Origin of the sequence: Caproicibacterium amylolyticum, assembly GCF_014467055.1 — a bacterium.
Lineage (GTDB): Bacteria > Bacillota > Clostridia > Oscillospirales > Acutalibacteraceae > Caproicibacterium > Caproicibacterium amylolyticum.
Genome location: NZ_CP060696.1, coordinates 2,829,102 through 2,848,679 on the forward strand (window position 1 = coordinate 2,829,102; position 19,578 = coordinate 2,848,679).

General features: G+C 53.7%; 25 protein-coding genes. 2 read left to right on the forward strand and 23 right to left on the reverse strand.

The features are described from left to right. Window positions 1-35: 35 nt before the first annotated feature. The 4 genes from argB to H6X83_RS13635 all read right to left on the reverse strand — a co-directional run bounded on the left by argB (window position 36) and on the right by H6X83_RS13635 (window position 4,747). Window positions 36-893, reverse strand: a complete 858-nt coding sequence (gene argB, locus H6X83_RS13620; RefSeq protein ID WP_212506991.1) for an acetylglutamate kinase — start codon at window positions 891-893, stop codon at window positions 36-38. Between the two features lie 46 nt (window positions 894-939). After that, a complete protein-coding gene (gene argJ / locus H6X83_RS13625; RefSeq protein WP_212506992.1) occupies window positions 940-2,220 on the reverse strand; it encodes a bifunctional glutamate N-acetyltransferase/amino-acid acetyltransferase ArgJ in 1,281 nt (426 codons plus the stop codon). A gap of 195 nt (window positions 2,221-2,415) precedes the next feature. Continuing rightward, on the reverse strand, window positions 2,416-3,453 hold the full coding sequence (gene argC / locus H6X83_RS13630; RefSeq protein WP_212506993.1) for an N-acetyl-gamma-glutamyl-phosphate reductase: 1,038 nt from the start codon (window positions 3,451-3,453) through the stop codon (window positions 2,416-2,418). A 61-nt stretch (window positions 3,454-3,514) separates the two neighbouring features. Then, entirely contained in the window at window positions 3,515-4,747 is a 1,233-nt protein-coding gene (locus tag H6X83_RS13635; protein ID WP_212506994.1) for an argininosuccinate synthase, read from the reverse strand. Window positions 4,748-4,990: 243 nt separating this feature from the next. On the opposite strand from H6X83_RS13635, the gene H6X83_RS13640 reads away from it, so the two are divergent. Then, complete coding sequence (locus H6X83_RS13640; RefSeq protein ID WP_212506995.1) at window positions 4,991-5,488, forward strand: flavin reductase family protein; 498 nt, start codon at window positions 4,991-4,993, stop codon at window positions 5,486-5,488. Between the two features lie 257 nt (window positions 5,489-5,745). Here the strand turns inward: H6X83_RS13640 and H6X83_RS13645 are convergent, their stop codons facing one another. The 18 genes from H6X83_RS13645 to H6X83_RS13730 all read right to left on the reverse strand — a co-directional run bounded on the left by H6X83_RS13645 (window position 5,746) and on the right by H6X83_RS13730 (window position 17,852). Continuing rightward, window positions 5,746-6,036, reverse strand: a complete 291-nt coding sequence (locus tag H6X83_RS13645; protein WP_212506996.1) for a hypothetical protein — start codon at window positions 6,034-6,036, stop codon at window positions 5,746-5,748. 76 nt (window positions 6,037-6,112) lie between these two features. After that, window positions 6,113-7,378, reverse strand: a complete 1,266-nt coding sequence (hflX, locus tag H6X83_RS13650) for a GTPase HflX (RefSeq protein ID WP_212506997.1) — start codon at window positions 7,376-7,378, stop codon at window positions 6,113-6,115. 77 nt (window positions 7,379-7,455) lie between these two features. Beyond that, complete coding sequence (locus tag H6X83_RS13655; RefSeq protein ID WP_212506998.1) at window positions 7,456-7,905, reverse strand: hypothetical protein; 450 nt, start codon at window positions 7,903-7,905, stop codon at window positions 7,456-7,458. Between the two features lie 112 nt (window positions 7,906-8,017). Further along, window positions 8,018-8,584, reverse strand: a complete 567-nt coding sequence (locus tag H6X83_RS13660; protein WP_212506999.1) for a hypothetical protein — start codon at window positions 8,582-8,584, stop codon at window positions 8,018-8,020. Beyond that, window positions 8,584-9,639, reverse strand: coding sequence for a baseplate J/gp47 family protein (locus H6X83_RS13665; RefSeq protein ID WP_212507000.1), 1,056 nt, complete (start codon window positions 9,637-9,639; stop codon window positions 8,584-8,586). Before H6X83_RS13665 ends, H6X83_RS13660 begins: the two co-directional genes overlap by 1 nt. After that, complete coding sequence (locus tag H6X83_RS13670; protein WP_212507001.1) at window positions 9,636-9,986, reverse strand: GPW/gp25 family protein; 351 nt, start codon at window positions 9,984-9,986, stop codon at window positions 9,636-9,638. The genes H6X83_RS13665 and H6X83_RS13670 overlap by 4 nt, the downstream gene beginning before the upstream one ends. 2 nt (window positions 9,987-9,988) lie before the next feature. Further along, complete coding sequence (locus H6X83_RS13675) at window positions 9,989-10,330, reverse strand: hypothetical protein (protein WP_212507002.1); 342 nt, start codon at window positions 10,328-10,330, stop codon at window positions 9,989-9,991. A 3-nt stretch (window positions 10,331-10,333) separates the two neighbouring features. Beyond that, window positions 10,334-11,224 carry a hypothetical protein gene (locus H6X83_RS13680; RefSeq protein WP_212507003.1) on the reverse strand — a complete coding sequence of 297 codons (891 nt, stop codon included), beginning with the start codon at window positions 11,222-11,224 and terminating at the stop codon, window positions 10,334-10,336. Next, window positions 11,221-11,730: a LysM peptidoglycan-binding domain-containing protein gene (locus H6X83_RS13685; protein WP_212507004.1), complete on the reverse strand. Its 510-nt coding sequence runs from the start codon at window positions 11,728-11,730 to the stop codon at window positions 11,221-11,223. The genes H6X83_RS13680 and H6X83_RS13685 overlap by 4 nt, the downstream gene beginning before the upstream one ends. A gap of 101 nt (window positions 11,731-11,831) precedes the next feature. Then, the gene (locus tag H6X83_RS13690) at window positions 11,832-12,116 is read right to left on the reverse strand and encodes a hypothetical protein (protein WP_212507005.1); all 285 of its coding nucleotides are present in this window, start codon (window positions 12,114-12,116) and stop codon (window positions 11,832-11,834) included. Next, a complete protein-coding gene (locus H6X83_RS13695; protein ID WP_212507006.1) occupies window positions 12,113-12,448 on the reverse strand; it encodes a hypothetical protein in 336 nt (111 codons plus the stop codon). Before H6X83_RS13695 ends, H6X83_RS13690 begins: the two co-directional genes overlap by 4 nt. Window positions 12,449-12,499: 51 nt before the next feature. Then, on the reverse strand, window positions 12,500-12,712 hold the full coding sequence (locus H6X83_RS13700; RefSeq protein ID WP_212507007.1) for a hypothetical protein: 213 nt from the start codon (window positions 12,710-12,712) through the stop codon (window positions 12,500-12,502). Between the two features lie 46 nt (window positions 12,713-12,758). Further along, entirely contained in the window at window positions 12,759-13,766 is a 1,008-nt protein-coding gene (locus tag H6X83_RS13705; RefSeq protein ID WP_212507008.1) for a phage major capsid protein, read from the reverse strand. A gap of 14 nt (window positions 13,767-13,780) precedes the next feature. Continuing rightward, a complete protein-coding gene (locus H6X83_RS13710) occupies window positions 13,781-14,119 on the reverse strand; it encodes a hypothetical protein (protein WP_212507009.1) in 339 nt (112 codons plus the stop codon). A gap of 84 nt (window positions 14,120-14,203) precedes the next feature. Beyond that, window positions 14,204-15,079, reverse strand: a complete 876-nt coding sequence (locus H6X83_RS13715; protein ID WP_212507010.1) for a hypothetical protein — start codon at window positions 15,077-15,079, stop codon at window positions 14,204-14,206. 5 nt (window positions 15,080-15,084) lie between these two features. Further along, entirely contained in the window at window positions 15,085-16,233 is a 1,149-nt protein-coding gene (locus tag H6X83_RS13720) for a phage portal family protein (RefSeq protein ID WP_212507011.1), read from the reverse strand. A 28-nt stretch (window positions 16,234-16,261) separates the two neighbouring features. Continuing rightward, window positions 16,262-17,491 carry a PBSX family phage terminase large subunit gene (locus H6X83_RS13725; protein WP_212507012.1) on the reverse strand — a complete coding sequence of 410 codons (1,230 nt, stop codon included), beginning with the start codon at window positions 17,489-17,491 and terminating at the stop codon, window positions 16,262-16,264. Next, on the reverse strand, window positions 17,481-17,852 hold the full coding sequence (locus H6X83_RS13730) for a terminase small subunit (RefSeq protein ID WP_281391000.1): 372 nt from the start codon (window positions 17,850-17,852) through the stop codon (window positions 17,481-17,483). Before H6X83_RS13730 ends, H6X83_RS13725 begins: the two co-directional genes overlap by 11 nt. 220 nt (window positions 17,853-18,072) lie before the next feature. Between H6X83_RS13730 and H6X83_RS13735 the strand changes: the two genes are divergently transcribed. Continuing rightward, window positions 18,073-18,945, forward strand: coding sequence for a DegV family protein (locus H6X83_RS13735; protein ID WP_212507014.1), 873 nt, complete (start codon window positions 18,073-18,075; stop codon window positions 18,943-18,945). A gap of 142 nt (window positions 18,946-19,087) precedes the next feature. Here H6X83_RS13735 and H6X83_RS13740 read toward each other — a convergent pair whose 3' ends face one another. Next, on the reverse strand, window positions 19,088-19,564 hold the full coding sequence (locus H6X83_RS13740; protein WP_212507015.1) for a DUF2691 family protein: 477 nt from the start codon (window positions 19,562-19,564) through the stop codon (window positions 19,088-19,090). Window positions 19,565-19,578 lie beyond the last annotated feature (14 nt).

Genomic DNA, 19,578 nt, shown 5'->3' on the forward strand with positions numbered 1-19,578 from the left:
TTACTTTTCGTCGCCGTATTTCTACTGTAAGCTCATTAATAAAACATCGTTCCGATGCCCTCATCGGAAAAGAGTTCAATTAAAATAGAGTGCGGAATCCGACCGTCAATAATGTGCGCACGTTTTACACCTCGTCGCACAGCCTCCACACAGCAGTCAATTTTCGGCAGCATGCCGCCGGAAATAATACCCTCTTTTTTCAGTTTCGGTACCGCAGAAACCTGCACCACCGGGATAATGGTTTTTTCGTCATCTTTGTCACGCAGCAGGCCGCGCACATCCGTCATTAAAATCAACTTTTCCGCGTGCAGGCATGCCGCAATCCGTGCTGCCGCCACATCCGCGTTGATATTGTAAACTTCGCCCTCATATCCGCCGGCGACTGTGGAGATGACCGGCACATAGCCTTTCTCCTCCGCGTCCTGAATAATGGCGGTGTTTACCTCGGTAATCTGACCGACAAAGCCCAAATCATCCGCCGAAACGATTTTTTCCGCGCGCAGCATACTGCCATCCAGACCGCACAGGCCGATCGCATGGCCGTTATGTGCCTCCAGCAGCTGCACCAGTGCTTTGTTCACCTTACCGGCGAGCACCATTTGCACAATATCAATGGTTTCCTCGTCAGTCACGCGCATACCCATGATAAACTTGCTTTCTTTGCCGACTTTTTTCAGCATTGCTGAAATTTCGGGGCCGCCGCCGTGCACCAGCACCACATGAATCCCGACTAACTGCATCAGCACAATGTCGCTCATGACGGCATCCTTTAATTTTTCGTCAATCATGGCGTTGCCGCCATACTTTACAACTACGGTTTTCCCCGCGTATTTCTGGATATACGGCAGAGCCTGTACCAGAACCCGTGCCCGGTCTTCGTTAGCAATTTCCATTTTTATCCCATCTTTATTCTTTGTTGGTGCGGTGAACTTTTTTGCATCATGTTCGGTAGTCGCCATTTATTTTAACATAGTTATACGTTAAATCACAACCATAAGCTGCTGCGGCTGCAGTTCCGTCATGCAGCATGACCTGTACGGTAATTTCATCCTCCAACAGAATTTTTTTACCCAAATCCTCGTCAAACGGAACTCCGGCACCATTGCGGCAGACCGGCAGCGTTCCCGCCGGAGAGGTAAAGTCCACGTCCACTTTGTGGATGTCCACCGCAGCACCTGCGTAACCGATGGCGCACAGCACCCGGCCCCAGTTCGCATCCGCACCGAAAATGGCGGCTTTCACAAGGGAAGAACAGATAACTGCCTTTGCAACAGTGCGTGCGTCCGCATCGCTTGCCGCGCCGGAAACGGCACACACCAGCAGCTTGCTGGCACCCTCGCCGTCCTTTGCCATGGCGCGGGCGATTTTAACACACAGTGCTTTCAGAGCCTCAACAAAAGCGGTAAAATCTGCACTGCCCTCTTGAATTTCTGCATTTCCGGCTTTACCGTTTGCCAGAATGACACAGGTATCATTGGTACTCATATCCTCATCCACACTCAGCATATTGAAGCTGTCCGCAACAGCAAAACGCAGCGCTTTGTCCAGTGCTTTTGCCTCAACCGCGGCATCCGTGGTTAAAAAGCAGAGCATGGTGCACATATTGGGATGAATCATGCCGGAACCTTTGGAAATACCGCCGATGCGAATTGTCTTTCCGGCCAGCTCCATTTCGACTGCCATATTTTTCGGAACAGTATCGGTCGTCATAATCGCAGTGGCGGCGTCCAGGCTGCCGTGGGTGGAAAGTTTCTGCGTCAATGCGGGAACAGCAGTAAGAATCGGCTCAAGCGGCAGCGGCTGACCAATTACTCCGGTACTGCCGACCAAAACGTCTTCATCCCGCAGGTTCAGTGCTTCCGCAACCGCGGAAGCCATGGCTTCGGCTTTTTCTTCGCCGTCCGCGTTGCAGGTGTTGGCGTTGCCGCTGTTTGCAAGAATCGCCTGCGCTTTGCCGTCCTGCAGATGTTTCAGGCAAACCGCGATTGGTGCGCCTTTCACCAGATTACTGGTAAAAACGCCCGCCGCTGTGCAGGGAACATCCGCACAAATCAGTGCAAGGTCATTTTTGCTTTCAGGCGCACGCTTACCGGAGCGAATGTCTGCCGCAAAGTTTGCCGCTTCGGCCTGTGTCAGATGTGTGCAGGCTTTTACGCCCGCATAGATGCCTGCGGCACGAAAGCCCTGCGGGGCGGTCACACCGCCGTCGATGAATTTCATGGAAGTACCTCCCTGCATATTCAGTCTGTTTTTATAAGTTTAAAGTTAAAAATTACTTTCCATCGCTTTCTTAGAAAGCGATTAGGGGTGCGGGGGCAACGCCCGCCGCGGCCTTTCTCTTACCCGTAAAGCCCTTATCCTAAGAAGCGCTCGCGGGCACTTTCTAAGGAAGCGACGGAAAGCAGCGCAAGAGCCTTAAAACGCCGGCGGGAACATCTTGAGTCCGGCGGTTTCCTCCAGCCCAAGTGCAAGGTTCATATTCTGCACTGCCTGCCCTGCCGCACCCTTCACCATATTGTCAATCGCGGAAACCGCAATCAGCATATTGGTGCGTGGGTCGGTGTGCAGTTCAATTTCGCAGAAATTGCTGTACCGCACGTTATGAATATCCGCTTTCATTCCGTCCGGCAGAACACGCACAAAGTATTCGTCTTGATAGAAGTCTTCATAAACTTTCTGCAGCTGTTCCAATGTTGTTCCCGGCTTCAAATGTGCATAGCAGGTTGCCAGAATACCGCGGTTCACCGGCAGCAGATGTGGGGTGAACACAATGGTTACTTCTTCGCCGCAGATACGGCGGAGCGTCTGCTCAATTTCCGGTGTATGGCGGTGGCCGCCCACTTTGTAGGCGTGCATCCCCTCGTTCAGTTCCGGATAATGCGTATCTTGTGTGGATTTGCGCCCGGCGCCGGTCACGCCAGATTTGCAGTCGGCGATGATGCCGTCTTTTTCAATCAGTCCGGCTTTCAGCGCAGGCACCAGAGCCAGCGGAACCGCTGTGGTGTAGCAGCCGGGGTTGGCAATCAGCTTTTTGCCGCGGATTTCTTCGCGAAACAGCTCCGGCAGGCCGTAAACCGCTTCTTCGTGCAGTTCCGGGTACACCGCCTTGACTTTATACCAGTCCTCATATTCATTCAGGCGTTTCAGGCGGAAATCCGCGCCGAGGTCAATGAAAACTTTGCCCGCGTCGTGGCATTCCTTCGCGATTTCCTGCGAAAGGCCATGCGGCAGTGCCGCAAACACTACGTCACTTTTCTGCAGCACTTCTGCCTCAGTGCCGCACAGCATATCACACAGGCCATAATAGGCCGGATAGACGCTGCTCAGCGGCTTTCCCTCAAAGCTGACAGAGCTAATGGCAGCAAGCTCTGCCTGCGGGTGTCCCGCAAGGATACGCACCAGTTCCGCGCCGGCATATCCGGTTGCGCCGATGACGCCTGCTTTCACGGTCATGATCTTTCCCTCTTTCCAGTGATTACAAAAAGGCGGACTTGCGTCCGCCGGGTTTCGTGATTTATTTGCCGAGTTTCATCTTTTTCAGTGCGTGCACTTTCAGCGGCAGGCCAAACAGATTGATAAAGCCGTTTGCATCGCTCTGGTCGTACACTTCGTCTTCACTGAACGTTGCAATGTCCTCGTCATACAGGCTGTAAGGGCTGGTCACGCCTGCGTCGATGATATTGCCCTTATAAAGCTTCAGCTTAACGTCGCCGGTCACGGTTTCCTGTGTGCTGTCTACAAAAGCGGAAAGCGCTTCACGCAGCGGGGTAAACCATTTGCCGTCATACACCAGCTCCGCGAACTTGTCGCCGATGCCCTGCTTATAATGATAGGTGTCCTTATCCAGGCAGATTTCCTCCAGTTTGTTGTGCGCATGGTACAGGATGGTGCCGCCGGGGGTTTCATAAACGCCGCGGCTCTTCATGCCAACCAAACGGTTCTCAACAATATCCGCAAGGCCAATGCCGTTGTCGCCGCCCAGTTTGTTCAGCTGGCTGAGCAGATCGACTGCGCAGAGCTTCTGACCGTCCAAAGAAACTGCTACGCCCTTTTCAAAGTGAATGGTCACATAAGTTGCTTTGTCCGGTGCCTGCTCTGGGGAAACGCCAAGCTCCAGGAAGCCGGGCTTGTTGTACTGCGGTTCGTTTGCCGGGTCTTCCAGATCCAGGCCTTCATGGGAAAGATGCCACAGGTTCTTATCCTTGCTGTAGTTGGTTTCGCGGGTAATCTTCAGCGGAATATTGTGTGCTTCCGCGTAGTCGATTTCCTCGTCACGGGACTTGATATCCCACTCACGCCAAGGAGCAATAATCGGCATATTCGGTGCAAAAGCCTTGATGCCCAGTTCAAAACGAACCTGGTCGTTGCCCTTGCCGGTGCAGCCGTGGCAGATTGCGTCAGCGCCTTCGGCCTGTGCAATTTCCACCAAACGCTTTGCAATCAGCGGACGTGCAAAGCTGGTGCCCAGCAGATATTTGTTTTCGTAAACAGCGTCCGCTTTCACCGTTTCCCAGATGTAGTCCTCAACAAACTGCTTTTTCAGGTCCGCAATGTACAGCTTACTGGCACCGGTTTTTTGTGCCTTTTCTTCAAGGCCGTCCAGTTCGCCGCTGCCCTGACCCACGTCAGCCGCCACAGCAATGACTTCGCAGTTGTTGTAGTTTTCCTTAAGCCATGGGATAATGATGGAAGTGTCCAGTCCGCCGGAGTAAGCCAGCACAACCTTTTTAATATTTTTTTTATCCATATCTGTTACAGCCTCCGTTTGTTTGATGATGCTTTTATTATACTGCATATACGTAAAAAATCAAGGGTTTTTGCATAATTATTCATATTTGTGAATCAGTAATACTATTTTGCGATGTTTACTTCTTTTCATGCCTGTTTTGCACAAGATATAATTCAAAAGCTCATTTACAGAGTCCCTGTTTTTCCTTGCATTCTTATGTTATACTGAAATTATAGAATCTTTATACACGGAGGTTACGCAATGAAAGAAATCACAGCAGAGTCTTTGTCTTTCGCACCATTCAACAAAATCGGAAAAGGCTGGATGCTTGTCAGCGCCGGCTCCCCGGAAAAATGCAGTACCCTGACTGCCTCATGGGGTGGTTTAGGCATTATGTGGGGTAAAAACGTTGCAGCCATTGGCATCCGCCCACAGCGCCATACGCTTTCTTTTTTGGATGCAAACGACACCTACACGCTCAGCTTTTTTGACGAAACCTACCGCAGTGCGCTGAGCTACTGCGGCAGCCACTCCGGCGGAGAAAACGCAAAAATTGCAGAAGCTGGACTGACATTGATTCCAAACGAAAGCGTCCCCATGTTTCAGGAGGCATCCCTGACACTGGTTTGCAAAAAACTCTACCGCCAGCCGATGGATCCAAAGTGCCTGCTGGACTCCTCCATTGACAGTCATTGCTACCCTGACAAAGACTATCATATCTTCTTTGTTGGCGAAATTTTAAAAGCATACGAAAAGTAAGCGTGCACGTGTACACTACTTTCCGACGCTTTCTTAGAAAGCGGCTAGGGGTGTGGGGGCAAAGCCCGTCACGGTCTTGCCCTTAGTATCATAAGAAGCAGGTCTGGGCTGCAAGCCCGGGTTAAAAGTTTAAGTTCTGCTCCCTTTTCAAGGCTCCATTGAATCCTTGAAAAAATTCCCATTCAAAACTCCACAAAAAAACGACGCTGCAGCATCTTATAGGGATTCTGCAGCGTCGTTTTTATTTCGTTTACGCTTCACTTTTTCAAGTCCGACCAGCCTTTCCCGGCATTTGGCCGGTACGGCATATTCTTTGGTGTATCGCCGGTCTCAGAGGGAGTATCACCGGAATCCGATAAATAAACATAATCATCACGCTCAATTACCTGTGCTGACTGAGAGGAAGCATCAGGCCGGTAAACTGTTGAATGTGCAGGAATAACCGGGCTGCTTTGCGGCTGATTCAACAACAGCACACCGGTCAGCATCGCTAAAATCAGCATTCCCGCCGCCGGAAGCAGCACTTTTGTTTTAAAAACACGTTTCATGCATCCCTCACCTCAGCCTGATTATAGCACTTCAATTTCCTTATTTCAACAGCTTATATAAAATTTATATTTGCAGTCAATCTCCGCCCGCTGGAGTCTGTGGTTCCTCTATATACGGCGCAATGGTCTGAAACAGCGCCGGCCCGATAAACGCTTCCACCTGAAGCCCGCTCACGGTGTATTCCTCGCTTAAAAGCGTACCTTCCTGCCGAATACGTGCTGCCAGCGCTGTCTGTGTAAACGGCAGCAGCAGCTTCACGCGGTGCACGCATACCGGCAGTGCTTCTTCAATCGCCGCTAGCAGCTGTGGTATGCCCTCACCGGTTTTCGCGCTGATGCGGACACCGCCGCCAATTAGCGGCAGGCTGTCTAGTCCCGGCACTTTATCGCATTTATTCAGCACAGAAAGCACGGTTCCGGTGCATCCCAGTTCTTCCAGCAGCTTGCGGGTAACTTCAAGATGTACCTGTGCTTCTTTGCTGGAAGCATCGCAGACATTCAGCAGAATATCCGCGTTGGCCGCCTGCTCCAATGTAGAACGAAATGCCTGCACCAAATGGTGTGGCAAGCGGCGCACCAAACCGACTGTATCAATCAGCATCACAGAAAAACCGTTTGGCAGTTTCAGGGCTCGCGCTGTCGGGTCCAGCGTGGCAAACAGACGGTCTTCTGCCAGCACGCCGGCATCCGTCAGCATATTCATCAGCGTACTTTTCCCTGCGTTGGTGTAGCCGACCAGCGCAACCGTAACCACACCGTCTTTTTTGCGGCGGCGGTCAATCTGCTCGCGGTGCTTTTCAACTTCATCCAGCTGCGCCTGCAGATTCTGAATGCGTGTGCGGATATGGCGGCGGTCGGTTTCCAGTTTGGTTTCTCCGGGACCGCGCGTACCAATGCCGCCGCCCAAACGGGAAAGTGCGGTTCCGCGCCCGGAAAGCCGCGGCAGCAGGTAGCGCAGCTGTGCCAGCTCCACCTGCAGTTTTCCCTCTTTGGAACGGGCATTTGCCGCAAAAATATCCAGAATCAGCATGGTGCGGTCCACCACCCGCGCACCAGCGGCCTCTTCCAGGTTGCGTATCTGGGTCGGAGTCAGCTCACGGTCGAAAATCAGCAGTTCAATGTCGTGCTCTGCACAGAATTCAGCAATTTCCTCTACCATACCGCTGCCCACACAGGTGGCCGTGTCCGGTGCCGGGCGCTTCTGGGTAATTGCGCCGAAAGGCTCTGCGCCCGCGCTCCGCACCAGCTCATAAAGCTCAGCCAGCGAAGCTTCGACATCGTATTCACCGGTGTCGCACTCAACCAGCAGCGCCCGGGGCAGCCGCTCTGTATTCTCGTACATGTTTCATTCCCTCCGCCCATCAATTTTCTACTTTTTCCAACAGATTTCATTTTACTGCAAAACTGCCGTATTTGCAATCAACGAAATGCAATGTAAGCATACACTTTGCCGTTTTCGTTCAGCATGGAATAAATGTCTGCGCTTACAGCCTCGTTTTTCACAGAAAAGCCTTGGTTCTGCATCAGGTACAGCGGCCCGCAGTAAAGGCCGTTGGCAGCTATACCACTGTAAAGGGCCAGGTTGCCGCTGCTGTCCTTCTGCACCATCTGGGCTTTAAACGGAAACACAAGCACTGCCTGCGGATTGAACCCCAGCGTAATTGTCTGCAGGCTGCTGCCGTTGCCGGTGTAGTTTCCATATACCAGCGGTGTTTGATCCGTCGGTGTTTTGTGCAAAGTGGTGTCGGCGATGTGCTTGCCGAAAAGGTCATCTATTGTTTGATTGTCACTGACAAAATCCTCACGCAGAGGATGGTCATCTGCCGTCCACAGATTTAGTCCATGTGCGGTCTGTTTACTTGCAGGCATCTTTTTTACCCTCCTGTATTTTGCCTGTTTCACAGCAAACTATCTGCAAAACGGGCCCGTTAAAAATTGGAATTTTTTAAAAACAGCACTGAAAAATATTTTTCGTCAGAAGCTAAAAAAGAACGACATCCTTTTCGGTTTCTGCCCATGTCTGTTCCTGTGCATCCCACTGTGCCCAAGAACGTGTTGCTGCGTCCAATCCCGCCCATGTGCCGTTTTTCCCACGCAGGTCAAGTGCCGCCTCCAACTGGGCGGGCAGCAGCCTGCGCAAAATTTTTTTTGCAAAGGTACAGTCCTGCGGCGGCTGTGCAGGGCAAAATAGTACCTGCGGCTGGTGAAAGCGCTCATAAAGCATGCGGCCAAGTCCCAGTGCCTCCGCCAGTGTCACAAAATCTGCACGGGTGCAGCGCCCCGGCCGAGCCTTTAAAAGCTGCAGTCCGGCAGCGCGGCTCCATTCACCTCCATCCGCAATACCTAAAGCCGCACATTTCCCCTCAAAGCCCCAGCTTTGTGCACTGCTAAAGTACGCCTCCCGCTCTGTTTCAAGTAACCCATCATATGCAAGATTCAGCACTTCTGCGCAGGCGAAAAGCTCCGCCGCCACAAGACTTCCGGGCTTTTTCAGGTTGTATATTCCAAGCGGCTCCATGTGCTGCAGCATACTTGCAAACGGCCGCATCAGCTCACCTCCAGAGTTGCCAGTGTAACCAATGTGTCCTCACTCGCCGTCGGAAAAGTCGTATTGGACAGCAATTTTACACTCTGCACCGCACCAGTGTTGTAAATCTGGGCATACAGCTGCGTTTCACAGAGCGTTTCACCCACCCGCAGCGAGGAAAAAGAGTTTTGCACTGCCTTCCGTACGGCCTGCTGTGCTACTGTTTTTAACTGACCTTCTTTTTCCTGAACCACGAATGATAATTTTAGGGGAACGATTTTTGCAGGATACACATGTACCTGTACATTCAGTTCACGCGCAGCCTCCAGCACCTTCTGAACTTGCTGCACGGTGCTGTCCGCCACCTGTGCTCCCACACCGGCAAGCCAAACCGTCACTTCTCCGGCAGCGGGTGTGGCTGTCTGCACACTTGCTGAGAAAACACCTTCCTGCTGCTCCGCAAGCTGCCGGTAAAACGCCGGATTTGCTCCGTTGTTCTGCTGGGTATCCTGCTGCAGCAGCCGTGCACGCAGCTGTTCGTCCGTTTCCGCATCCCTGCCACCGGTAAATGCCTGCGGATTTGTCACAGCGCTGACGAACGAATTTGCGGCAGTCAGCGCTGTAACTGCAGCCGCCAGTACGTTACCGACGGCACCCGCCGACACAGCCTGTGCCTGTACGGAAACAGTTTTGCCCGCTTCCACAGGCAGTTGGAGCTCCTCCAGCGTTTCCACCAGAACCGGATTCTCTCCGCCGGTCGTGCAGCGTGTTCCAGCGGGCAGCACGGCCTGCACAACACTTCCGCCCATTGCTGTAAATTGAACACTGCCTTTTGCGTGGGCGGCCTGTAAACGTCCCAGCCCCTGCTCCTGCGCCAGCTTGTCCAGTTGTTCACCCGCCGCCGTCTGCGGCAGCAGTGACTGCTTGAGCCACGCAAGATCAGTAAGCAGGCTGTAAATTTCACCCGCCAATACCCGAAAGCGTACCCCAGTATCCGAGGCTTCATCCGGCACAAATCCTGCCTGCTTCTCGTACGCGGTGTTCATTCGCTGCACCAATTCGTCATAAGAGATCATTTGCTCACCCCACTCTCATCGTAGGGAACCAGTACATCAATCTCAGCTGCCCCGGCGGCCAGCTTCACCCGCACACCATTTTGTTCCGGTTGTGCCGCAACCACCTTCACCGAGGGCACCGGTGCCAGCGCTTCCTGTGCAAACTGCAGTGCCTGCTGGCCGGCACCCGCCGTGGCAGCGGAAAGCCCCGCCAGTCTGCTGCCAAAGGCGGGTGCATACACAAATGCTCCGCGCCGGGTACACAGCCGCATGGCGGCGCGCTGCAGTAATTCTTCTTCTCCGGAAATGGTTTCCAGCGCACCGCCCGGTGTGCATACAACATCGCCGTTTTTTAATTTCGTATCCATCTCTAGTCCTCCTGCTTTACCGCTGGAAAGACCTGCCCGTTAATGACCACTTCACCGCTTGCTTTCAAGTAAACCTCCGCACCGCCCTGCGAAACAAGCTTTAACTCACCCGGCTGTAAAGCATCCGTACCGCAGACTGTACCTACACAAATTTCCCCGCTGTCTGTCTTCATCAGCACTGCCTGTGCACCCTGCGGTGCGCGCCACTGCACACCCCACGGGCCACACTGCTTTACACTGTTGTATAGTGTCTGTGCCTGTACTTCTCCGTTTGCGGCCACACTGCCCACCTGTGCCGTGGCTTTTTTCCTTTCGGCACGCAGGAACTTATTCAATATCCACATTCCTTATGATTCCTCCCCGTTTTCACAGCAAACCAGCCGGACTGTTTTTCCTTTGGCTGAAAGACTGTACAAAATCTGCCGCACCCTCAGCTGAAGCGTTTCGCCGCGCAAATGCAGTACAGCAGGCTGACCAAGCTGCACCGGTAGCCAGCCGGAACACAGCACCGTGATCAAGTTCACTTCCGCCTGTGCGGCGGAAAGCACCGATTTCGGACTTGCCCCCAGCCTGCGCCGCAGGATGCCTGTCTGTTGCATCGCCGCATCGGTCTGCTGCTTCTGCCAGTACCCGCCGGACTGTCCCCACACTTCCGAAAGACCGCGGTACAGATTCCAGCTCCGGCATACCTGCAAATACGGAAGTCCGCCGTTCCCCAACAACAGCGCTTCCCCAAGCACAGGCGGCTCTGCCGTTAAAATTCCGTTTTCCTCCCGCAGAGCACCACCCAAATAAGTCCTGCAAAAATCCGCCAGCACCTGCCACTCACTGATTCCTTTTTCAACCGTGTACGGCACCTCAAAAAGCTGCGTGCTGCCCCGGATTCCGTTAAAGCCGTAGGGTGCCGCATGATTTTGCACCAACGCCGGCAAACTTGGCGTACGGTACAAAGACGGCAGTGCTTCGCTGTCCAGCAGCAGCGCGGCGCGGCTGCGTGCAGTTACCGTCAGCAGCCGCGCCGCACCGTCTGTTTCCTGCAGCGTATCCACCACACCGTCAAACCAAACACAGCCATATTCCTCCACGCGCAGAAACGCCGCGTGCGGGGTGCCGCGCTTTGCCGGGAAAACCGCTTTTAGCCCTGCTGCCGGCGCGTCCGTGTCTTTCTGAAGCGTAATCGAAACCGGTGCAGGCAGTTTCCAGCGCTGACCGCCGCAATCGTATAAAGTACAGTTCACGGCAACACCAGCTCCATCCCCGTTTCCAATTCGTTTGCCCAGCGGATTTTGCCCGGATTTGCCGCCAGCAGACTTTCCACCGAAACGCCCGCCGCAGCGGCCGCGCTCCAAAGGCAGTCGCCTTGCTGCACACGGTAAGTCCGCACTGCCGTCTGCGCCTTTCCGGTTTCATGAAATGCAAACTGGTAAGCAATCCGGTCACTGCGTGGCGAACCGCTTAGCGTCAGTTCTGTAAAAACCGCTGTTATCGGCTCCCTGCCGGGCAAATATAAAATTCCCGCACCCGCTTCCGCATAGCATCTGCAAAGCGCTGCCCACTGTTCAGCGGCTTCCGCCCCCAAAAGCACCCCGCTGCCGGTAATTTTTCTTCCGTGGCTGCCCAGTTCCTGAAGGATTTCTCCGTTTTCCGGCTGCTGAAATACCTGTGTGTACTTTTCATTTTCCATGCAGAGTGTATCCGGCAAACGCGGCCATGAAAATTCTTTGTAACCCATATAAAGCTGCATCAAGCATCCTCCTCCAGTGTTCTCGGATAGCGCAGGCTTTCCTGCTCCAACTGCCCGCTGAGTGCTTCCTGCGGTGTCTGCAGCGTTTCGTTCATACACACTCACCTCCCCCAGCCGTCCTGCTGTTCCAGCACCGCCCAGGTGTACAGCCGGTGCCCGCCCGCAAATACGCCGTCACAGCGCAGTACTGTGTAAACGTGCCCCATGCACTCCACCGTGTCACCCACTTTGGGGCAAAAAGAATACGGTGCCGTACACAGATACCGATTGTCCTCCTGCACGCCCCGCTGCACCGGCCGCAGCAGCACAAAAGCCTGCTGCTCCCCGCAAACCGCCGCGCTTCCGTAATGCCCCAGCAGGTCTGCAATCAGCGCCGCCCGGCTCATGGAATCCTCCGAAACACAAATGCTTCATCATGTAGAAACGGCGCGGCCGCGGCAAACGCGTCCCGCCAGATTTTGTGTGCGCTGTCCTGCGCGTGACCGCCCTCAAAGCGCACATCTCCGGCAGTAAAGCCGCCGTCCGGCTCCGTCAGAGAAAGCTGCCAGTTCACCAGCGCCGCTGCTGCAGCTTCCAGTAAATTGTCCCCGCCCGGCTGGGCGCGTTTTGCCTCTATCCGCTGTACAGCATCCTGCACCAGCGGCAGATATGCAGACTGCTGTTGTGTGGAAACCTCCCGCAGCAGCCGCAGCCTTGCCCATACATTTTCTGTTTCCATAGTCCTCCTCTATTGCCCACCCCAGCCCCGCGGCCAATGTGCCGCTCTAAATTACAAAACGAAAGGTGTTTTTTCAAGCCAGGTTCTCAAAATTTTTCTTTTGTCAGCATCTGCAAAGACGGCTTTAAGGCAGTTTCCGTGCGGCGTGGCTTCACCGCCGCCAGGCAATGCCGCTGTGTACTGATTCTTCGTACCAAAGGCTTTACGGTTAAGAGAAAGACCGCGGGCGCTGCCCACACCTGCATCCTTGTGAACATACCCCATTCGGGGCACGCGAGGCTGGCGAAAACTTTACTTCCAAATTCTGCTTTTACGCCGTATACCCCAGTACTTTCACTGCGCCGCTGAAGATTTTCGTAAAACCGGCAATCGTGCTGATGGATGCACGCTCCAACTGGCGGTCAATCAGCTTGTCGTATTCCGTCTGCACATCGCCCGCCTGCACCATTTCCAACGCACAGGTGTGGTCAATGCCAATCAGCTTTCCGTCCGGAACATCCGGTACATGCAGCAACTGTGCACCCATCGGTGCAACCAGCTTGCCGGTGCCCTGAAAATTCAGTCCGGCCTGTGCGTCCCGCATTTCCGCCAGCCCCAGCACCTGCTGCACCGCCGCCGTACCGCCCAGCAAGCAGTTCATGCGGTAGGGTGCCAGCTTGCCCCAAACCTGCAGCAGGTCCTTATAAGTAACTGCACCGGCGGCGGTCACTTCTTCTGCCTTGTCAGTGCCGTCGTCGCCGTTCAGCAGCACCTGCACCGCGTCACCCATCTGTGCGCGGGCAATGTACGCGCCAATCTGCCGAAGCGTAACTGTAAACAAATCCAAATGCTGAAAGCGCAGCGCTTCGTAGCTTGCCACCAGCATACGGCCGCGCTTATGCAGCTGCACCAAGTGGTCCTGTGTGCGCACCACTGTCTGTGGAATTGCCGCGCCTTCTGCCACGGTTTTCAGCTTCTTTTCCTCCTCCAGCGGCGTGCTGGTAATGGTGCGGTAGTCCATTCCCTCCACCTGCGTGGTGGTTGCCACAATACTCGGCAGCAGGTTCTCCTGTTCCATGCCCTGCCGCACCGCACGGCAGATGTATTCCGGAAACAGCGCGGCGCTGTCCCCGGTCTGGAAGAATTTTTCCACGCGGTCACTGCCGCGTCCGCTGACGTGAATGTCAAAACGCTTCAGCTGGCGCTGATAAGCATCCAACCCCTCCAGCGGTGTGCCGCGGTAATTTTCGGAATTGTCCAGTGCCTCCAGTACCTGTGAAAAATTCTTTCCGGTGCCGTACATGCCCTTTTCCAAATGAATGTTTTCATAAAATGCCATCTAAAAATCCCTCCTTACAGAATAAAACCAATGTTTGTGCTGTCCGCGTCCACCACCAACCGCTGAAGTCCGGCACTGCCCGACGCGGCAGCTTTCACTTTGCCGTCCGCGTCAGCGGTCAGCACCTGATACCCCACCGCGGGCTTAGTGCCGCTGTATGGCAGGGAAACGTAGCCCGCCAGCTGTACCGCCGCAAAGCCGTCCCGCCACGAAAGCGCCACCCCGCAGAAAGTGCCGCCTGCCGCTGATACCGTGCCGCTGTCCGTCACCATCACTGGCGTGCCCGGCAAAAGCTTTGTTTCGCAGCGGAAAGTCGCCGTGTTCTCTGCGTACCCGTTCATTGCTGTTTCCATAAAAAATTCCTCCTCGTACCCAATAAATTATTAGTACAAACTGTATATACACTTGTAATAAAACAATTTGTATATTTTCTCAGCTTATATGCGGAATCCATCGTCTGCCGCATCGGCCACATCTCTTTCCGGCACTAACTGCGGCTGCAGCGGCACCACGCGCCCTGCCGCTTTTTTCAAGCTCTTTTCCACCTGCTCCAGTTCCTCCGGTGCAAGGCATTCTGCCATTTTCCGCGCCGCTTCCGCCGGTACTCCCGGGCAGGCAACCGCAAAATATTTGGCCGTTTCGCCCAGCAGCAGGTTTTTCCATCTTCTTCCCCATTCCGCTTCTTCCGGCTGTTCTGAGGAAGTACAGGTACGGCAGCTTTTTGTCACACCTGCTTCCCGCTGTGCAGGCACCGCAACGAAGCTCCATTCATATGCGTCCTGCGGGTCGCCCAGCACCGTACAGCAAATCTGCCCCTGATAGTTCTGTCCGTTTTGGTGGCCGCAGTCTTTTTCGCGCCGGTCTGTTCCGCAGATGGAGCACACCGCACTCCCCATACTGCATCCAACGCTGACCTCCTTTTTAATGCCACTGTCAATTTCCAGAATCAGGTCTTCATTGCCCTGCGTGTGCGGCATATAAGCTTTCGCTACCAGGCGCGCGTACGGCTCCCCGCAGGAAGTCCGGCGGTTTTGGTCGAGCTCCACCGCGGTGTCATAGATGCGTGCGCTCTGCGTTTTCGCGTCCATGCTATGATTGAAAATTCCGCTTTTGCCGAGGAACAACTCTGCCAATCCGTACAGTGCCTGTGACGCAAAGCGTTCTCCGTCGCGGTCCACTTCGTTGTCGCACAGCACCACCTTAAAGGTGTACACTTCCTCGGCCGTAAACGGACGGCGCGTAAAACGGTTAATTTGCTCCAAATCCCCCGCTTCCGGTTTCAGTGCGCTTTTCAGTACATATCCACTTTGCAATTCGATTACTCCTTTCGCAGTTCCCTGCGCAGTTTTTCCGCCTGCAGCTGCGTGAGCTCCGCTTTTGCGTTGGTCAGCGCGGCATTGGCAAGTTCGGTCTTGTCCTGCAGTGTCACATCGTTCCACACAATGTCAAACGGCATGCTGCTCCCATTTAAGCGCAGCCACAGGGAACAAATTCGGTCAATCACCGGGTTGAGCAGTCTGCGGTAAGCTTCCAGTTCACTGGTCAGAATGTCTGACTGCTGGCTGCTCATCCGCTCGGTGCTGGACCAAGAAAGCCCCAGCAAAAACGGCGGAATCCCCAGCTTCGCAACAATCTGCTCCAACATCTGCCGCACCGGAATATCACTGTTCAGAATCTGATTGTCCGCGCCGATTGCTTTAATTTCCACGTCCCCAACCGCCACAAAATCACTTTTGCTGCCGGGGCGCATGGCGCGGCTCCACTCCTGTGCCATCTGCTGCGCGTGCTCCGCCGCAAACGCGCGGTCATCCACACCGGGGCGGCAAGTCACGGCAAAGCGCACATTTCCCACGCGCTCCCAGTTCACGCCGATTGTGTGAAAAATCTTGATCAAAATATCGCTGACAAAGGAAAGTCCCTGCAGCACACTGGTACCCTTCGCGCTGCCCGGCGCCGGATTCAGCGCTGTGTGAAACACCAGTTCCGGGTATTGTACCGGCTTGCTGCCGCCCACACACCGGCGGCGGATTTCCACCTCCAACGGGGACTTCACCCGCAGTTCCACGTTCTCTAAAGAAGCATTGTAAAGTGCTTTTAGTTCGCCGTTCTGCACCACTGCTTCGCCAACGGCATTGCCGTACGTCAAAAGCTGGTCAAGATATGCAGTCACAAAAGACTGGATTCCTGCACCGCCCGCACCCACCGGCACCGTGTGCAAGAACACATTCAGCCTGTCCTGCGTATTTTTGTCAGCACATTCCACATGGAACTTGCCCAGCAGCCGCACCAGTTTGTCCAATGCCGCGTCAATGATGGGTACTGCTTCGCGCAGCTGCCGGTAAAGCCGGAATTCGCCTGCTTCCAGCGGCACATAGCGGCGTACCGCTTCAAAGGGCAGTTCCTGCGAGCCGGTCTGCACTGCCAGCGCGCCGCCCGCCGGTTCCTTTCGTTTTCTCCATTTCTGCATTTCTTCCTCCCAAATTCTCCGGATGGCCCTAACCCCCGCGCGTCACTACCGCCGCCGCAAAACCGCCCCTGTTTTCCAGCAGTGTCGAAACAAAGTACCGCAGATCATCCATGGCGTGGTCGTTTTCCTTGACGGGTGCTTCCTTGCCGTCCTGCCAGCGGTAAAGAGAAAATTCCCGCCAAATATCCCGGCAGTTCCGGCAGATCCGCACCCGTCCTTCTTTCAGCGCCAGCCCGGTACGGCGAATACCCTGCAGCACATCATTCTGCGCCGGCACTACGGCAAACCTGCCGTGCCGCCGAATTGTTTCCATAAAGCTCGCCGCAGAAGGGTCGGCCACCACGCGGGTAATCCGTTTTCCGCGGCAAAGCTCTTCCAACCCGCGGTAGTGTTCCTCATCCGTGCGCGAGCCGCTTTTTCGTCCGTCGTAGTAATATTCATCCACACGGTACCAAACGTTTCCGCTTTTTCCCCACAAGCCGAAAGAACTCGGGTTCTGTGTGCCATAGTCGCAGCTGACCGCATATTCCGTGCAGGCTTCCGGCACATCCGCCGCCAGTGCCGCCGTCATAAACGGGTAAATCAATCCCTCCGCTGCCACCCACCTGCCCAGCACATACCGTTCGTAAAATGTGCCGGTGTAAAGACTTCGGTAGCGTGCCCGCATTTTAGCGGAAAGGCCGGGGTTGTCCTCCATGGTAAAGTGCAGATACAGCGCGTTTTTTGCAGCCGCCCCCTGAATCCATTCCCGGTAAAACCAATGTCCGGGATTTTCCGGATTGCAGTTAAACCAAAAGCGGCTTCCCTCTACACTGCACCGCGCCAGTGCCTGCTGCACAAACTCCTGCGGCATCAGCGCCGCTTCGTCAAACAAAACGCCAGCCAACGTGATTCCTTGAATCAGAGCCGCACTGCCAGCATCCCTGCCGCCAAAAAGATAAAACCGGTTTTGGTGCTGTCCCGCTGTCACCAACAGCAGGCTTTCTCCGTTTTTCAGTTCACAGCAAAAGCCCGCCGCGGTAAGCGCCGGCAGCAGCGTGGTAATCAGATTTCGCCGCAGGGAACGCACGGTTTTTCCGCAAACTGCAAAACTGCGCTCCTGAAAATTCGCCATCGCCCAGCAAACAAAGCCCAGCCCCATGCAAAGTGTTTTTCCGCTGCGCACCGCGCCGTCACAAATCAGCGCGTCATAGGCAGCGTCCGCGCTATCCGGGCACCACCAGCTCATGGCACGCAGCTGCTTCCTGCTAAACTGCATCCGCACCGCCGTACTGCGCGGTTTCCTTCACCGCCTGCGCCGATTGGTTCAGCGCCGCAAACAGCGGCTGCACGCTGTCCTCCCCGCCCAGCTGTGCCAGCATTTGCGCGGCCTTCAGCCGGTCGGCAAACTTGATTTCCACTCCTTTGTCGTTTCTCTTCACCTCCGCCACGCAGTAAAGGTCCAGTTTTTTTAGGCACTCCGGCTCCTGTGGCTCAAACAGCAGCCGTACTGCGTCGTTGATTCTCCCGCGTGCCAGTTTGCGGCAAACGCGCAGCGCTTCGTTTCGCGTATCCATCTTCTCCCTCGTTTCCGCAGGCTGTTTTTTGTCTGCCTGCAAACCCCCGCACGGCAAGGGCATAAATTAGCTTCAAAAGGCTAATTTAATAAAAAGCATAAAAAATTGCGCTAAAAAGTAGTGGCAGACCCCGTTTTTTCCACTGCTTTTGGCGCAATTTCAATTTTTCTGGATGATGTAATTTTAAATACTATATAAATTAATCTTTATTACTTTTTGTCCTTGCTTTTTATGTCAGCAAATGCTACTATAATAAAAACACATGGAACGAAGGAGCAAAACCATGAACGATTATGTAATTATCACCGACTCCAGCTGCGACCTTCCGGCGGAGCTGGCGCAGGCTTTAAATATTACCGTGCTGCCGTTGACCTTTCGGCTCAACAACACTGATTATAAAAATCTGCTGGATGGCAGCAATATGTCTTTTGAAGAATTCTATTTGCACATTCGGGACGGCATTCCCTGCACTACTAACGCAGTCAATGTAGAGGATTTCAAAGCCGCGGTGGAACCAGTTTTAAGAAGTGGAAAAGATGTGCTGTGCATCTGCTTTTCCTCCGGCCTTTCCGCCACATGGAACGCAGCAAAGCTTGCCTGTGAGGATATTTCCGCGCAGTATCCACAGCGTACGCTGCGGGTAGTGGACACGCTTGCGGCTTCTCTTGGTGAAGGTCTTTTGGTCTATTATGCTGCACAAAAACAAAAAGCCGGCGAATCCCTGCAGGAAGTAACCGACTGGCTGGAACAAAACAAGCTGCACCTCTGCCACTGGTTCACGGTGGATGACCTGCAGCACCTCAAGCGCGGCGGGCGCATCAGCTCCGCGACCGCACTGTTCGGCACCATGCTGGGCATCAAGCCGGTCATGCATATGGACAATGAGGGCCACCTCATCAATGTCAGCAAAGCGCGCGGCCGCCGTTCCGCCTTAGACGCACTGGTAGACCACATGGAGCAAACCGCGATTGATCCCAAAAATCAAATTGTATTTATCAGCCACGCTGATTCCAGACAAGACGCCGAATACGTTGCACGGCAGGTCAAAAAGCGCCTTAATGTTAAGGAAGTCCTCATCAATTTTGTCGGCCCGGTCATCGGTGCGCACGCCGGCCCCGGCACGATTGCTTTGTTCTTTCTGGGAAAAGAACGCTGAAAGCACATGAATAATGCAACACCAGAACAGTCTGTTGCTGCATCCACTGATTTTATAAAGCAAAAAAGCCTTGAACTGATTTAACTCGGTTCAAGGCTTTTTTTACAACGTTTTCCGCCATTTGCGTTAATAAAGATTATATTCATTCTGCATTGTATTGTGCAAGATCCCTACTTAAAGGAAAAGCACTCATAAAACTGTCAACCAAAGATTTTTTCTTGCTCAATAGAAGTGTAAGGGAACTATCCCAAGGAACAATCTCAATACTGGCTAACGGATTTTGAAGCGAAAGAGGATTTTCCCAAAAACCCGTATACCCATCTGCATATGGAAGGGGATATTTTTGTACTTCCGATAGCGGAATATCTTTTTGAAACCCTGATAGCACAGCCCAAATCCATGGAAAAGAATCCTTCTGAACAATTTCGGTCAGTTCATTCCCTGTCAGCCAACAATATTCTTTGTTAAACAAATTTTCTATTTTGGCATCTTGTGCATAACATACACAGTCCGTAACAAGCCAGTTATAATGAGTCTGTTCATTTTTAATGGAGCGGAACACTTTTCTTAAATCCGTATAGTAGTTTTCGCCCTTATCAAGGATAACACCATATACCATGGCTGTTGCACCTT